Annotated in this window: 11 protein-coding genes; 2 read left to right on the forward strand and 9 right to left on the reverse strand. The window is 43.4% G+C overall.

Annotated elements, in window-relative coordinates:
• Window positions 1-127 precede the first annotated feature (127 nt).
• Entirely contained in the window at window positions 128-1528 is a 1401-nt protein-coding gene (locus M2444_RS15780; RefSeq protein ID WP_280787425.1) for a polysaccharide deacetylase family protein, read from the reverse strand.
• Window positions 1529-1737: 209 nt separating this feature from the next.
• Here M2444_RS15780 and M2444_RS15785 point away from each other — a divergent pair, with 209 nt between their 5' ends.
• Complete coding sequence (locus tag M2444_RS15785; protein WP_094870583.1) at window positions 1738-2928, forward strand: AI-2E family transporter; 1191 nt, start codon at window positions 1738-1740, stop codon at window positions 2926-2928.
• Here M2444_RS15785 and M2444_RS15790 read toward each other — a convergent pair.
• From M2444_RS15790 to M2444_RS15825, 8 genes are all read right to left on the reverse strand, one after another.
• Entirely contained in the window at window positions 2889-4688 is a 1800-nt protein-coding gene (locus tag M2444_RS15790) for a peptidoglycan D,D-transpeptidase FtsI family protein (protein WP_094876589.1), read from the reverse strand. The genes M2444_RS15785 and M2444_RS15790 overlap by 40 nt on opposite strands.
• A gap of 182 nt (window positions 4689-4870) precedes the next feature.
• Window positions 4871-6943 (reverse strand): methyl-accepting chemotaxis protein, encoded by a 2073-nt coding sequence (locus M2444_RS15795; RefSeq protein ID WP_280787426.1) that lies wholly within the window; start codon window positions 6941-6943, stop codon window positions 4871-4873.
• 48 nt (window positions 6944-6991) lie between these two features.
• On the reverse strand, window positions 6992-7954 hold the full coding sequence (locus M2444_RS15800) for an acetylxylan esterase (RefSeq protein WP_280787427.1): 963 nt from the start codon (window positions 7952-7954) through the stop codon (window positions 6992-6994).
• Between the two features lie 701 nt (window positions 7955-8655).
• Window positions 8656-9687 carry a glycoside hydrolase family 130 protein gene (locus M2444_RS15805; protein ID WP_094870579.1) on the reverse strand — a complete coding sequence of 344 codons (1032 nt, stop codon included), beginning with the start codon at window positions 9685-9687 and terminating at the stop codon, window positions 8656-8658.
• A gap of 76 nt (window positions 9688-9763) precedes the next feature.
• The gene (locus M2444_RS15810; RefSeq protein ID WP_042186110.1) at window positions 9764-10597 is read right to left on the reverse strand and encodes a carbohydrate ABC transporter permease; all 834 of its coding nucleotides are present in this window, start codon (window positions 10595-10597) and stop codon (window positions 9764-9766) included.
• Between the two features lie 3 nt (window positions 10598-10600).
• Window positions 10601-11482, reverse strand: coding sequence for a carbohydrate ABC transporter permease (locus M2444_RS15815; RefSeq protein WP_042186108.1), 882 nt, complete (start codon window positions 11480-11482; stop codon window positions 10601-10603).
• A 129-nt stretch (window positions 11483-11611) separates the two neighbouring features.
• Window positions 11612-12982, reverse strand: a complete 1371-nt coding sequence (locus M2444_RS15820) for an ABC transporter substrate-binding protein (protein ID WP_280787428.1) — start codon at window positions 12980-12982, stop codon at window positions 11612-11614.
• A gap of 319 nt (window positions 12983-13301) precedes the next feature.
• Window positions 13302-14081, reverse strand: coding sequence for a response regulator transcription factor (locus tag M2444_RS15825; RefSeq protein ID WP_280787429.1), 780 nt, complete (start codon window positions 14079-14081; stop codon window positions 13302-13304).
• 296 nt (window positions 14082-14377) lie between these two features.
• On the opposite strand from M2444_RS15825, the gene M2444_RS15830 reads away from it, so the two are divergent.
• Complete coding sequence (locus tag M2444_RS15830) at window positions 14378-15328, forward strand: glycoside hydrolase family 113 (protein WP_280787430.1); 951 nt, start codon at window positions 14378-14380, stop codon at window positions 15326-15328.
• Window positions 15329-15349: the final 21 nt, after the last annotated feature.

Consider the following 15349-nt stretch of genomic DNA (forward strand, 5'->3'; position numbering starts at 1 on the left):
TACCTTAGATAATCTATGGTCGGACTGCTCTTTTTTATTGGACACAAGAAAAAATGCCCCACAATCCATTGCTGGTTTGTGAGGCATCTATATTACGGCTCATTATAAGTCTAAATAATATCATGAATCAATTCGTTACTGTTGCTCCTGGTAATTCCACTTCTGTGAGTGAATCGTTAAGCGACAATGCTTCCTCTTGCTGTGGTTTACGTTTCCTTACCGACCTTTCATCATGAGGCAGTTGCTTATTCATCTTCTTGAATAATTCTGAGACAGGCATCAGGATTAGCTTCGGTACAAGTACCTCACTACGCTCCTTGAGCCTAGCACCACCATCTGGATGAATTACACTTAACAGGATCTTTAAGTAAAACTTGGTGGAGCGTGCGAATATGCCATCGGGCAAATCATGTACGCTAAAACCGAATTTCTCTGGCCCACGGTTAATCATACTAACACCATAAAGTGCTTTGGCTTGCGCGAGGTTTACATCATCGGCAATAACTTCTGCTAGCATTGGCAACCCTTTCTCCATTCTGCGGATCATTCGAATCGCAAGTTGAGCAGAAGAACGAGAATGAATACCTAACTCGAATAATTGCCTGTTATCAATATGCAGCTCAATGACTTTATCACCTTTACTCAGCAAGGTTCCATTACCAAGTTCAACAGGCTCTCCCTGATATTTACGCATTCGATAATGCATGAACGGATCGGCCGGGTTAATCGTCTTGAGCTGGAACAATACTTGGAATACCTGCTCCCAAGCCAACCAGAGTCCGACCAGTACTCTTTTACTAAAGGATAACCGCCGAATCGGTGATTTCTCCGCCATTTTGATCATGTCGTCCACTCGAATACTGCGCAATCCTCTTTTTTGGGCCTCCTGCAGCGTCAGTTCAAGAGCTATAAGCATATTCTCGGGTGCGCCCGGATCGGCACCTAATGTTGTGCCACTATCATGCAGCAGCATCACTTCACCGGGGTTCAATCGCGCCAGCATCTTCTCAGTGAGACGCTGCGCACCAAGCTTCTCACGCCAATCTCCAAACATTACCGACCATAGAACAATTTCAACTTGGCGACGTTTGGAAATATCGAATAAATTAACAATCCCCCAAGGTGGACGGTAATAAGTACTACGCTCGCCTATTATGTTGTAGATAATATCATTCGTGCGCTGAATCTGCCGACGAACGGTTGCGGGCCGCATGAGCCAGTTCGTCTTGTGAACATAATTATGAATTCCAATAAGATGTCCCTCTCCATGTATCCGCCTAATAAGATCCGGATAACGTTCAGCGTTAGATCCTACTACAAAAAAGGTAGCTTTTGCATCGTACTTCTTCAATAAATCCAGAAGTAACGGCGTAAACCGAGGGTCAGGCCCATCATCAAAGGTCAACGCAAACTCATTTTGCCCAGTTCCTTTACGAAAGACACGAAAACCAAAAATGCGACTAATCATACCAGGGATAAAAGCATAAAAAGTGGAGATATAAAATAACCAGAGCAGCAAAGTCTGCATATGAATTCCTCGCTTTTCCAGAGTTGACTTTGGCTCGCCTTACGTCTGCAAGCAGAACCTGTGATACGGCCAAGTGAAGTTAGTTAAAAAATACGTTACCCCCTATTTTAACACATGTATCAAAGAAATAGACGGTTTTTACGTAAAATCATGTACAATGTATTCAAGCTGACCTATCAACTTAATTAAAAAGGGAGTTGTTTATATCTATGCTGCCGTTGTACAAAAAATATTGGCGCACGTTCTTCGACATTGGATTAATTGTCCTCACGGTCTATCTGGTTATGTTCGCCTTCAGTAAATTGTATCAGTTAGCTGCACCTGTATTCCTATCTTTTTTTGTATTTTTGCTTATTGAACCACTTGCCCGTTTCTTGAACCGGCGCGGACTTGCCAAACCCTTCGCTTCGGCGATCTCAGTGCTGCTATTCCTAATCATTCTTCTAGGTACGTTATTTGGCGCTGGACTATTGGTCACCATCCAAGCTCTTCACTTTCAAGAAAACCTTCCTAAATATACATATGTGGTACAACAACATTTCGTAGAATCCACAACCTATCTTCAGCAAAAAATCAATAATTTGCCGCCGGATATTACCGACAAAGTAAATGGATACTTTAAAGATGCCACGAATGTCCTTACACATTGGCTTGTTACTTTTCTAAAGTATATGGTCGGTGTGCTCGGATCCTTCTCCTCCTTCATGGCTAATTTTGGGATCGCCATTATTTTAGCATTTTTCCTTAGTATGGAGATTAAAGATTGGCGCAAGGTTGCCCATGACAAAATGCCAAAAACATTTAAAACCGCTTATGCCTTTTTGCAGGGCAACGTCTTCAAAGCCATCGGCTCTTATTTAAAAGCCCAGCTTATTCTGATTAGCATTACCTTTGTTATCGTACTGGTTGGCTTATTCATACTAAGGACCGGTAACGAAATCACTATGGCGCTTATCTGTGCTGTATTTGATGTCTTACCGCTCCTTGGTGTAACGACGATTTTAGTCCCTTGGATCATATACCTGTTTATTGTTGGTAATACCTCTTTAGCCATCGGTTTAATCGTACTCCTGGCGATTGTATTGATTGTAAGACAACTGCTTGAACCCAAGATTACCGGGAATTCGATCGGCGTATCATCTGCTTTTCTGATGCTGTCCTTTGTCATTCTGTCCACATCCGCTTTCGGTATGGCCGGTCTGATCCTGTCGCCGATTCTGCTTATTCTGATCAAAGAACTAATTCAACAAGGATATCTTCAGAGCTGGATCTATTTGCCTCAAGAGGAGTTTATCGTTTCGCCCTTTGCTGCAAATGGCCCTTCATCTAAGGGCAAGGCCACTGCTACTCCTCCGGAGCCTCAAGCTTCTGTAGAAGATGATAATAAATCAAATATCTGACCGAACAGCTTAATGGCAAGATGCGGACTATCGGGAGCGACATTCTCTACAGCAACTGATACAGCATATCTTGGGTGATCCACCGGACCGTAGCCGATAAACCATTGATTATTGCGTGCTACGCCCTTAACCAGCGTCTGTGCTGTCCCTGATTTACCTGCAAGAGGCCAGTGTGTGCTTTGTAGACGGGCTCCCGTTCCATCAGTCACAACTTTGCGCATCATAGACAGTAACTGGCGGGCTGTAGACTCAGAAATCCTCCCTGCAGAAGAAGGGGACAGATGTCCCGGCAGATCCTCCAGCTTCTGCCCGTTGGCAAATGTGACTCGCTGCAGAATCCTTGGCGCCCTTACTTCACCTCCATGCAGTAGCGTTACAATAAGATTAGCTGCTTGTAGAGGGGTTACTTGTACATCTCGCTGTCCAATTGCAGTCTGCACCCTGGCTCCCTTGTCATCCGGCAGTAAGGTAGTAAAGATGGTTCCCTTTTGCTCTCCGGATAGTGGTTTTAGAATTGGAAACCCAAGCGTCTTCTCGGCTTGCCAGCTGATATCTCTACCGAGTCCTAGCGCCAGTGCAGTCGATTGAAGCTGGATACCGCTTAAGCGCTCTGCCAGAGCAGCAAATACAGTATTACAGGACACGGCGAATCCTTGCGCCAGCGTAAGGGGGCCGTGTCCTTTTCCTGTCATACAAGACAAACCATATTTCTCGTATTGCCCTGAACAATAAAAAAGCTCGTCAGCGGAAGTTATACCCGCTTCTAACGCCGCGGCGGCTGTAACGATTTTGAAGATCGATCCAGGAACGGCAGCCTGGAGTGCCCGATTGTTCCACTCCCCTCCTTGCGGAGATACCTTCTCTGGATTATAGAAGGGTAAAGATACCATGGCTTCAATATCGCCCGTCCCGGTATCTAACACCACTATGGCTCCTTCCTTCATTCCGGATTTGAGCGCAAGCTCCTCAATTCCCTCCTGAAGCTTCTTATCAACCGTTGTATATAAAGAAAGAGGGAAATATGGATTGCCCGGAGCTTTAACTTGAATGGGACTGCCTGGAAGGCGATTCCCACGCGCATCCACTTGAACAAATGCTTCCGTGTGACCTACCCCTTGAAGCAAAGGCTCTAATGTCTTTTCTAAACCGTCCGTTCCCGTCATAGGAACTCTAAGACCCGTAGGAGAAGCTTTATGCATGATGGCTTCCGATAAATAGCCTAGCCATTGCCGACCTGAAGAAATTCCATCATATCTGCGTGCGAAAGGGAGCACGCCTACTCCGTCGATCCCCAGTGCACTCACTTCTTCTGCCTGTGCCTGAGACAACGCGAGTGGCCCTTTTCCCACTGAAGATGGCCATAGCAAAGGTTCTTTAAGTGACGACCGCTTATTCAACAGTTGTTCATAGCTGACACCCAGAATCTCCGCCAGTCGGTGCATGGGTTTAGCTTCTTCGTAAACAACCTTCGTCACTGATTTCTTAGCCCTCTCCTCTTGTGGAAAAAAAGCCGCCGTCCAAATGGTTTCCCCCGCAAGAGGCTCATTCTTGCGGTCATACAGACGTCCCCGACCGCTGTCCAGTACAGTTTCCCGTTCACTTTGAATTTCCGCCATCTTCGCAAGTGTATATTTTGTTCCAGGAACCTTCTGTTCCTTCATAATTAGTTGAACCCACGCCAGCCTAAGGATCAACACGGCTACAGCCGCAGATAAAATAAGAAGACCGCTGAATACACGCCGATGTTTGTTATTACGCAATGTCTTCCCTCCTGAGCAGAATCCACACCTATTATGTCCTATCTACATCCATTAGAATCGCCATAAAATGTTCATTACAACATCAAAATCAAAAAAATATTTAAATTAAAAGTAAAAATCAAAGAACCGCTTCTCCTAAAGGAATAAGCGGTTCTTTAATTTAGTATTCTGTTACGGCTACCCTACACGCTGAACTTCGATAACTTCTCCTTTAACTGCAAGGATGCATCCTCCAGCTTCAAAGAAAGCTCTACCAAATGATCACTTACACTTTGTTGCTCACCACTAAGTGAAGCAACTTCTTGAGAGGCAGCTGATGATTCCTCAGCTATTGAGCTTACGTTGCTCATCGAATCGGATAGAACCTTTTGCGATTGACTCAGGCTGTCCATCGACACAGTTACAGCATTCAGACGGGCGATAAAATGCTGCATTTGATCCTGCACAGATACGAAAATATCGCTAGTGCTCTGCACGGAAGTCATTTGCTGATTAAAGAGCGGTGCAACTTCTGAAAGGACCACAACCGTCTCGTTCATATCTCTCATAACGGTATCTGTTATTTCAGCCACAACAGCAATAGACTCTTTCGATTGATCTGCAAGCTGGCGTATTTCATCGGCTACCACCATGAATCCGCGTCCAGCCTCGCCTGCTCTTGCTGCTTCAATGGTGGCATTCAGTGACAAGATATTCGTCTGCTGTGTAATATTTTGCATGACATTAAGAACCTTTATAACGGAAGATGCCGTTTCTGTCAGCTCGTTAACCTTCATCACAAGCTGATTCGTCTTCAGGCCCGTCCTATTTGTCTCATTAAGCAGTTCTTTTAATCTATTGAAGCCTTCCTCACTGAGTTCGCCGATGCTGTGTGCGGTGTGATCCATCTCGTGAGTAGCTGAATTAACTAAATCCATCTGTACCGAAATTTGTCCTGTCAACTCATTGCCACGATCAGCTTCCAAGGCCAGACTACCTGCACCACCCGCAATTTCTTCCGTGGCCGCAGCAATATCCATAGCTGCATCAGCAGTCTTACGCGAAACACCGCTAAGCTCATCGGCGGTTTCCAGTACCTTCCGGGCGGTTTCATTCGTATGAATAACCAGCTCTGTTATCCGTTCCATCATCATGTTAAAAGAGCTGGATAACTGACCGATCTCATCACGTGAGGTGATATTCGTACGCACCCCTAGATTCCCTTCAGCTCCCTCTGACATCAAATTCTTAAGTCTGGTCAGGGGCCGAGATACCATTCTGAACATCCAATATCCAATCAGAATGGCGATAACAGCAGCTACAGCAACAATAATATAAGTAGTCTTGAGAATACGCAGCGCGTCTTTCGTCAAGTTCTCAGCCGGTACAACACCAAGTAATCTCCATCCCGAGGTTTCTAGTGTTCCGTATACAGCTAATATAGATTTTCCCTTTTCATCCTTTGTTGGCAATGAGCCTGCTGTATTCTGCAGACCACCCAGAAGCGTCCCTCCCAAATTCAGATATGTATCTGTCCCCACTTGCTGGGAGGAGGCAATCAATTCATCCTTATTCGTCAGCAATTGCATGTAGGAGCTTGTTCCAAGATCCACTTTACGAAGCTGATTTTCTAATTCGCTAATTCTAATATCGTTAATAACTATGTATCCCTTGCTTTTAGAATCACCGGCAATCGATTTGGCCAAATGGAAAACACCTGACGTATTTCCTTCCTGGCCCTGTAATTCACGTGGAATCCATACACTCTGTGGCTTCTCCTGTAGCTGCTTAAACCATGAGGATTCTCTGAAACTCTCAATAAAAGCGCTATCTTTTGTCCCTGCCGAAGAAATTGGAAAACCTTCATTCATCGGAATAAGGTATACGGCCTCCACACCGTTTGATGCCGTGAGCCAATCATTTAGCTGCGCACTAATCTGGTTAGATAGTACCTTACGTTCCTCATTACTTGTAGTGGGATTATTCCCTTGATTGAGTGCATTTTGAATTTCATTGTCATACAAGATTCTTCCTAGACCATCCTCATAACGTAACAATTCCACATCAAACTTCTCAGCGGTTTGAACGACTGTCTGTTGATTGGCTGACAGCGCATTCGTCTCGATCGTATGCTCAGCTACGGAATAGGAAGTGTAGCCGAGAGAGAGCACGAGCACCATCGTCGAAACAAAGAAGATGAGAAAAAGCCGCACCCCAATGGATTTGGATGGATGCAGCTGGAATCGTCTTTTTTCTTTTTTCACTTGTACTTTCATCTAATCATTCACCACCGTTGTCGTCTGTTATGCCTACTGGCTTATCGTTTACAAGGTCATGAACATTTGTAACACCCGATCGGAAAGATATGGCAAATACTCATGACCGTACTCATAATAAACCATAAGCTCTTTGGGCGCTAGTACTTTGTTGTATGCGGCAAACTGCGTTGAAGGTGGACAAATCACATCGGATAACCCTGTAACCCACAACATTTTAGCTTGAATTCGCTCCGCGAGATTCTGAATATCGATGTAACCCAGTCTATTAAAAATCTCGTCCTCACGTAAATGATGGGGATCAAAAAAGCGGAAATAATAGTTAATTTCCTCATAAGCTGACGTAGTGATATCAAGCTCCCAAGCCCGTCTATAATCTGAAAGAAACGGATACACAGGAACGGCCATGCTCACACGCGGCTCTAATGCTGCACAAGCTACAGTAAGCGCTCCGCCTTGAGATAAACCAAAAGCACCTACTCGTGCAGGATCAACTTCCTCCATAGACATCAATATTCGAGCAGTCTGTGCTGTATCCAGAAACACATTACGATAGTAAAGGTTGTGCGGATTAGGATCGTCAATGCCGCGAATAATATGTCCACGAATGGTTGTGCCTTTTACTGTAAGATTATCCTCGGAAAGTCCGCCTTGTCCCCGGCAATCCATCGCAAGGACACTAATCCCATGGGTCGCATAAGTCACCTTCTCCATCCAATCCCCGCTGTCACAGGAATATCCATGAAACATCACGACACCAGAACTTTTTTCTGAACTCCTTTTCTTCGGTCTTACATATTTACAATGAATTCTTGCTCCGCCAACGCCGGTAAAATAAAGATGAAAACATTCCGCCAGCTCGCTGACGAACTCCGCAGGCTCTAGTTCATAATCTAGTGACTGGGCGTCCAGATCACGCAAAGCCCGCTCCCAAAACGCGTCAAAGTCTATCGGCTTTGGGCTGCTTCCGTTATATTCTTTTAATTGTGACAATGTCATGTCGTTTCCCATATTAAGGTCCTCCTTAAGGTTTTTTCACTTAAAAACAATGGAAACGGAAAACCCGCATATGTGGATTTTCCGTTAGCTTCTACTAATAACAAGAGCTCGCTAGTTGCACTTTGTGCAACTATTACAGCTAAGTAAGTTGTGTTGTTCATTTAATTGCACTCTATACAACTAAAATTGCTCACAGCGGGGTTTCCGGGGCAAAATCGCCTGAAATAAGTGTACAATGTGCAACTATTTACACTAAACACCACCAAACAGGTTAGTTTAAGTGCACTTTGTGCAACTGCGGCTTTAGCCTAGACATACTGGCCTCTCATGAATGAGCTCATAGTACTCACTCGTGGCTCTTGCGCTGCACTTTGTGCAATAGAATCTCTCCATATGAGCATCAGTCGGTGTTCTATTGTACTTTGTGCAATCAGTTCGAGCGAAACCGAGCATAAAAGTGATTTTTGCGGGAATCCATTGCAGAGAGTGCAATAGATTCTATTTTTTAGACGAAATCGAGATTTCTATTGCAGAGAATGCAATGAAAAGCCCAAGCTACATAACACATAACACAAAGCGCGCAACGTGCAGAACCCAGCACACAAAACACATTACACTGCACGCTGTAAACTTCTTTCGAACGCTACACGACCACCAAGCATCTACCCCACTTCACTCTATCTAAGGTTGTTCCCCAAAGCTTGTTCACTCTATTAAATTTTGCCTAAACCCGCATCATCGCCAACCTCTTCATGGGTATCGATGACATAGTTGACAATTTCATCAACAGTTGTATATGCAACGCCTACATAAGTATCAGCAGCACCATAATAGATGGCGATACGGCCGGTTTCTGCATCATGCAAAGTAGCACATGGGAACAGAACGTTATTCACGAAACCTCTTTCCTCATACCACTCTTCAGGGGTTAGAACAAAATTTTTCGAGCGATATTTTACTTTCGAAGGCTCGTTAATATCCAAAATAACTGCACCCATGCTATATACAAGACCGTTACAAGTTCCGGTAACGCCATGGTAGAACATCAACCAGCCTTCAGAGGTTTCAATCGGTGCAGGTCCGCCGCCAATCTTCACACTTTGCCACCAGCCTTGCCCCCCTTTGCTCATCACGTGACGGTGTTTACCCCAATATACAAAGTCAGGGCTTTCGCTAAGGAATACATCACCGAATGGGGTATGACCGCTGTCACTTGGACGGGACAACATCACGAAGTTATTGTTAATTTTTCTAGGGAACAATACGCCGTTCCGGTTGAAGGGCAGGAATGGATTTTCCAAGCTGATAAATGTTTTGAAATCTTGTGTTTTGGCAACACCAATGGCTGCGCCGTAAAAATCTGTACACCAGATAATATAAAATGTATCTTCGACCTTAACCAGACGTGGATCGTAAGCATACCGCGGCTGATAAGGGTTACCTTCTTCATCTATAAATCGGATCGGCTCATCATCGATTTTCCAATCTAGACCATCAACACTATGTCCCATACGCAAATGCGGACGAGTCGTGTTATCTTCTACACGAAATACTCCAATAAAACTCCCTTCATACGCAGCAACCGCACTATTAAAAATACGGGCTACACCTTTTGCGGGATTTCTTTTGATAACCGGGTTATCATTATGTCTCCAAATCGGGTTCTCGTAGCCAGCAGGCTTATCCTGCCAAGGCATGTTCGGGATGTTCACTGCACTTGCTCCTACCAATTTCACTTCACTCATTAGTATTCCCTCCAAATGTATGCAACTTTTTAGATTGCTATTTTATCTAGTACTGTTATGAAATCTACTACTAAGCTTACTTCACGGAACCTTGCGAAAATCCATTGTAGATATACTTTTGCAACGCGGTAAACACAACCAAGGTCGGGATAATTGCGATCATAATCGCCGCACATATAACTTCCCACTGTGATCCGTACGGACCTTTAAACTTAAAGAGCGCTGTGGAGATCGTTTGGAGATCTGTTTTCGGCATATAAAGGAAAGGAGTGTAAAAATCGTTATAAATATTTACGCCCTTCACAATAATTACTGTTACAATCGCCGGTTTCAGCAGCGGCAAAATAATTCTCCAATAAATCGTCCAATACGAAGCCCCGTCCAGCATCGCGGATTCATCCAGTGACTCGGAAATCGAATCCAAGAACTGCATGAAAATATATACAGCGATAATATCCGTACCGAGGTACATCACGATGGGTGCCCATCTGGTATTAAACAAGCCCAAGTGATTGATGATTTGGAAAGTTGCTACTTGCGTAGTAACACCCGGAATCAGAGTAGCAATCAGAAACATACTGATAAGAACTTTACTGCCTTTAAATTTGAAGCGGGATAAAATATAAGCCATCATTGAACCCGTCAGCGTTGCACCCAGGATAGAGATCACAACGATAATGACCGTGTTTTTAAATCCCAGAAGCATTTTCCCATCAACAAAAGCCTTAGTGTAGTTGGAGAAATTCAGCCAATTCTCTGGCAACGTTAACGGTCCGGTTGAAGCGTATTCTGGCCCTGTTTTTAATGAAGCAAAAAATACAACTACGATAGGTATCAACGCTGCAAGTGCTCCCAAAATCAAGGTGAGATATTTGAATATACTAGCAGTGGTATATTTTACAGAATGCATAGTTTATTTCTCCTCCTTGATCAGAACGCGCTGCAAAATAGTAACTACTATAACGATACCCAGCAAAACTACGGCCATCGCTGACGCTAATCCAACTTTGCTATATTTGAAAGCTACATCGACCGTCTGAATAACAAATGTACTACTTCCGTTAGATCCGCCTGTCATGACGTATGGAATTTCAAATACTCCAATGGCGCCACTAACCGCTAAGATCAAGTTCAACTGCAGAATCCGCTTAATACTTGGCAAAATAATATGCATAAACTGATGCCATCGGTTTGCACCATCAATCTCAGCAGCTTCATAAATATCCGAACCGATCGAGGAAATAGCCCCAAGGAAGATCAGGAAATTCATCCCCATGTATCTCCACAGTGACGCACCTGCAAGTGAGAAGTTAATCAAATTCGGATTGAGCAGCCACTTCTGCTGTAAACCGCTGAGTCCGAGCAGGTTAAGAATCGTATCTAGCGTTCCATCTGGTTTGAAAAAGAACAAAAAGATAAAGCCGATCGCTACACCGTTTAGCAAGGTTGGGAAGAACAAGATCCCTTTGAATAAATTTTTCATGCGAACACTAAAGCTCAGAATGGTTGCAAAATACAAAGCAAGCGCCATCTGAATAAAGGTGGTAAAGAAATAATACAAGCTGACCTTAAATACGGAAAAATACTCCGGTTTCGTAAAAATGGTTTTGTAGTTCTCTAACCCAACGTACTCCATATTTTTACTTAGGCCATTCCAGCTGGTGAAGCTGTACCGAAACATACTGATGACTGGATAATAAGCAAACGTGAGTAGCAATACGATCGGTACTAATGAGAACAAGCATATGATGGCAATACGTTGATTTTTGTAACTCAAATTCGAAAACTTGAACACCCGATACACCTCCAGAAAAGCATCCTCATTTATTTATGACTCGTTTAAATGTGAAGGGGGAAATGCCCGATCGCATATCCCCTTTCCACTTCCACTACCGCCTAAAGCATTTAAGAAAGCTTATAGTTGTTACTGTGCTGTGACTTTCGCGCGAGCGGCTTTCCACTTGTCGTTGAGGTCCTTCATGATGTCATCATAGGATTCTTTTCTGTTGCCAATTGCGGCTTCAATAATACGTTTCTTGAAGTCTGGTTGCCAAGCACCGATTTCGGCTTGTTTGTCGATTTCATCAGACCAGCCTTCTTCACCGGCTTTAGCAGCTGCAAGTGTATCAAAGGTTACTTCAGTACCTTCATATTGTTTCAGAATTTCTGGAAGCTCAGCACCGATAGCCGGGCTCATACCGCCACCTTCAGTCGTTGGGTAGCCAGATTCGTTAATGAACCAATCCACCCAAGCTCTAGCAGCTTCTTTGTTTTTACTATGAACGCTGACACCCAGATTGTAGTCACCAGCAAGCGGTACAAGGATTTTATCTGCATTCGTAGGGAATGGCATGAAGCCAACATCATCTGGATTCGTTGCTAAACCTTTGATTTGACCGATTGCCCAAGATCCAAGAACCATCGTGCCGATTTTTCCGTTAGCCAGATCCCCTTTAGAAGATTCCCAATCTGTAGTCGTTGGATCTTCTTCAATCAAACCTTTTTGTGCTGCATCGTACAGGATTTTGTACAGCTCATAGTGAGGTTGACCTGGAACATAGTTGTCGTCGCTAGCCACTTGACCAATGTTCACATAATCACGGTTACCAGCTACTGTAGCCAGATCCGCTTCCCATTGGGTCAATGTCCAGCCAGCTGCGTAGTTTGTATACAGAGGCACAGCTTTCGTTTTGTCTTTAACAGATTGCAGAGCAGTTAAGAATTGTTCAGGAGTTCTTGGAACCTCTGTAATCCCTGCATCCTTGAAGACTTGTTTGTTGTAAATAATACCGTTAAAGTTGATGGTCATTGGAATTCCGTAAGCCACTCCGTCTACTGCTCGTTCTTCTACCCCTGTATATTGCTTTTGCATATCTTCGAGTGTACCCAGTGGTTCGAAGAAATCGGGAATATCTTTAATAGCTATGCTTGTAGGTAACAAAAGAACGTCGCCATAGTCACTAGTGCTCATGCGAATTTTAATTTGATCTTCATAAGTAGCAAGCGCTTCAAAATTCACCTTTACATCAGGATATTTCTCATTGAACTTAGCCGCATACTCTTTGAATACGGTATCAACAATATCCGTTCTTTGTGTAATAACCGTGATATCCCCTTTAATATCCTTGGCTGCTGCATCATCAGCCGGAGCTGCCGTCGCCTCTGTTGAGGATCCATTGCTTCCTGTGTTTTTAGTGCCTTCATTGTTGGTGTTGTTGTTTGAGGAACAACCGCTAAACAATCCTGCCATAAGTGTCAGTGCCATCAAGCCCATCATTGTTTTTCCTTTTTTCATGCTTTTACGACCCCTCTCTTCCATTCAACTCTAATTTGGTTTAATAACAAAAATAATAACTTATATCATCACCATTAATTTAACAGAGTAATTACCATTATCAAACTAACAGAAATACTCTTGAAAAAAAGTGATGATATCGCTTACAAACCCATTATAGATCTATTTTCCACGCAAAACGATGGTTTGAATTGCTTTTTCTGGTCTTGTATTTGTTATTTTTGTTTTTGTTATGGCGTTTTTATTATCTAATTTATTGAAAATAACCACAAAAAAAGAGAGCTTATCGCTCTCCTAAATAATAGCTTCCTATATAGGACTAAACCTCACGTTCCATTTTCGGTAATTTACAGCCACTTTTGTAATCCTTAGGTGTCATCCCACACATTTTCTTGAACAATTTATTAAAATAAACCGGATCACTATAGCCAACCTTATCGGCAATTTCATAATTTTTTAGGTCGGGATGCTCGATCAGCAATTCTTTCGCCTTAGTAATTCGAATTTGAATTAGATATTCGGTGATGGTTTGCCCCGTCTTTATTTTGAATAACCGGCTAAGGTAGCTCGCATTCATACCGACGGTCTCCGCCAAACGCTCAAGTTCGAAGTTCTGATCATACTCCCTCTCCAGTATGCTTTTAGTCTGTTCAACTACGTAATGCTCTCCACCATCCGCCGCTTGGGAGATGATCTCCTCCTGGTCTTTAACGCTCTTTTTCTTTGTATCCTCTACTCTTTTGAGCAATTCATATAGCTGAGTCTTATCAATAGGTTTTAGTAAATAATCTATCACCCCATGACGGATGGCTCGGCGGGCATATTCAAATTCACTAAAACCGCTAAGAACGGCAATAGGTAAATCCTCCATATAACCTCTAACCTGTTCAATAAGCATAAAGCCGTCCATTCTAGGCATTTTTATATCTGTAATAAGCAGATCTATTTCCGCTCGGGATAACTTTTCAATATACTCCCAGGCCTCCAACCCGTTACCGTAGGATCCAATTACATGTACGTCCAGCTCCATCCTGGATGTGATTTTTTCGAGCCCCCTGCGAATGACCTCCTCGTCGTCCGCAATCATAACATTTATCATTTGAGCACTTCCCTCCAGCTGTATCTGCCAGTTATTATGATTGCACCATCATCACGAATAGAATTCTTCCTATGTCTTAAGTCAATGTACGATTTCGCTCTTTTATAGTCTTGCATTTACTATAACGAAAGTTATTCTAATTTCCCAGCCGCCACTATAAATTGTCCTTGAAATCATCTCCGAAAAAGTATATAACTGAATTAAGTTGTTATTATAAACTAACAAATTAATAATAACTATATAACAAATTAACATAATAATTATCTTTTCTATTTTCATGTAAGGTGGGATTCTCGATGGTATTTAACAACGAATACATTGCAGGCATAACCTGGGGCTTCTCGGGTACACGTGGTTCATGGACAACAGAAGAAGCGGAACGTTCGATGGAACTCATGTCTTCAGTCACCGGGGCGAACTGGACAGCCATTGCACTTAGTGCACTTCAATCAACCGCTCATTCTACGGAAATCCCCTATTGGGAGGCTCCAACCGTTACTGACGAAGAAGTGAAACAGGCCATTAGTAAAGCAAAGTCACTGCAGCTTAAGGTATGCCTTAAGCCGATTGTTAATTGTGCGGACGGAACTTGGCGTGCTCACATTAACTTTTTCGATAAGGATGTCCCTTGTGAGCCTAAATGGTCGGAATGGTTCCGCTCTTATACTAAATTTATTCTGCATTATGCTGCTATCGCTGAAGAATCGGGTTGTGAGATGTTCTGTATCGGCTGCGAGCTTGTCCAAGCGGATAGACGCGATGCCGAATGGCGCACGCTTATTGCCGAGGTTCGGAAGGTTTACTCAGGAATTCTCACTTATAATTGCGATAAATATCAGGAGGATAACGTGACCTGGTGGGATGCGCTCGATGTGATTTCTTCAAGTGGATATTATCCAGCTAATGATTGGGAAGCTCAGCTCGACCGGATTGAAAGTGTGGTTAGATCGCAGAATAAGCCATTCTTTTTTATGGAGGCGGGTTGCCCAAGCCGAAGTGGGAGCGCGGCAATTCCTAATGATTGGACCTTAAAGGGTGAACCAAGTCAAGCAGAACAAAGCAAATTCTATCAGGCAATGTTTCAAGGCTGTGAGCGCAGAGATTGGGTTCAGGGCTTTATGCTTTGGGATTGGCCTACTCATCTTTATCCAATTCATGAAGCAGAACACAATGATGATTATTGTATGTATGGCAAACAAGCCGCTGGGATCATTAAAGAATACTTCACCTCGAAAATCAATAAGTAATGTGAGGAGTGACTACTTACC

Source organism: Paenibacillus sp. PastF-3, from assembly GCF_029893135.1.
Classification (GTDB): Bacteria; Bacillota; Bacilli; order Paenibacillales; family Paenibacillaceae; genus Paenibacillus_AQ; species Paenibacillus_AQ nitricinens.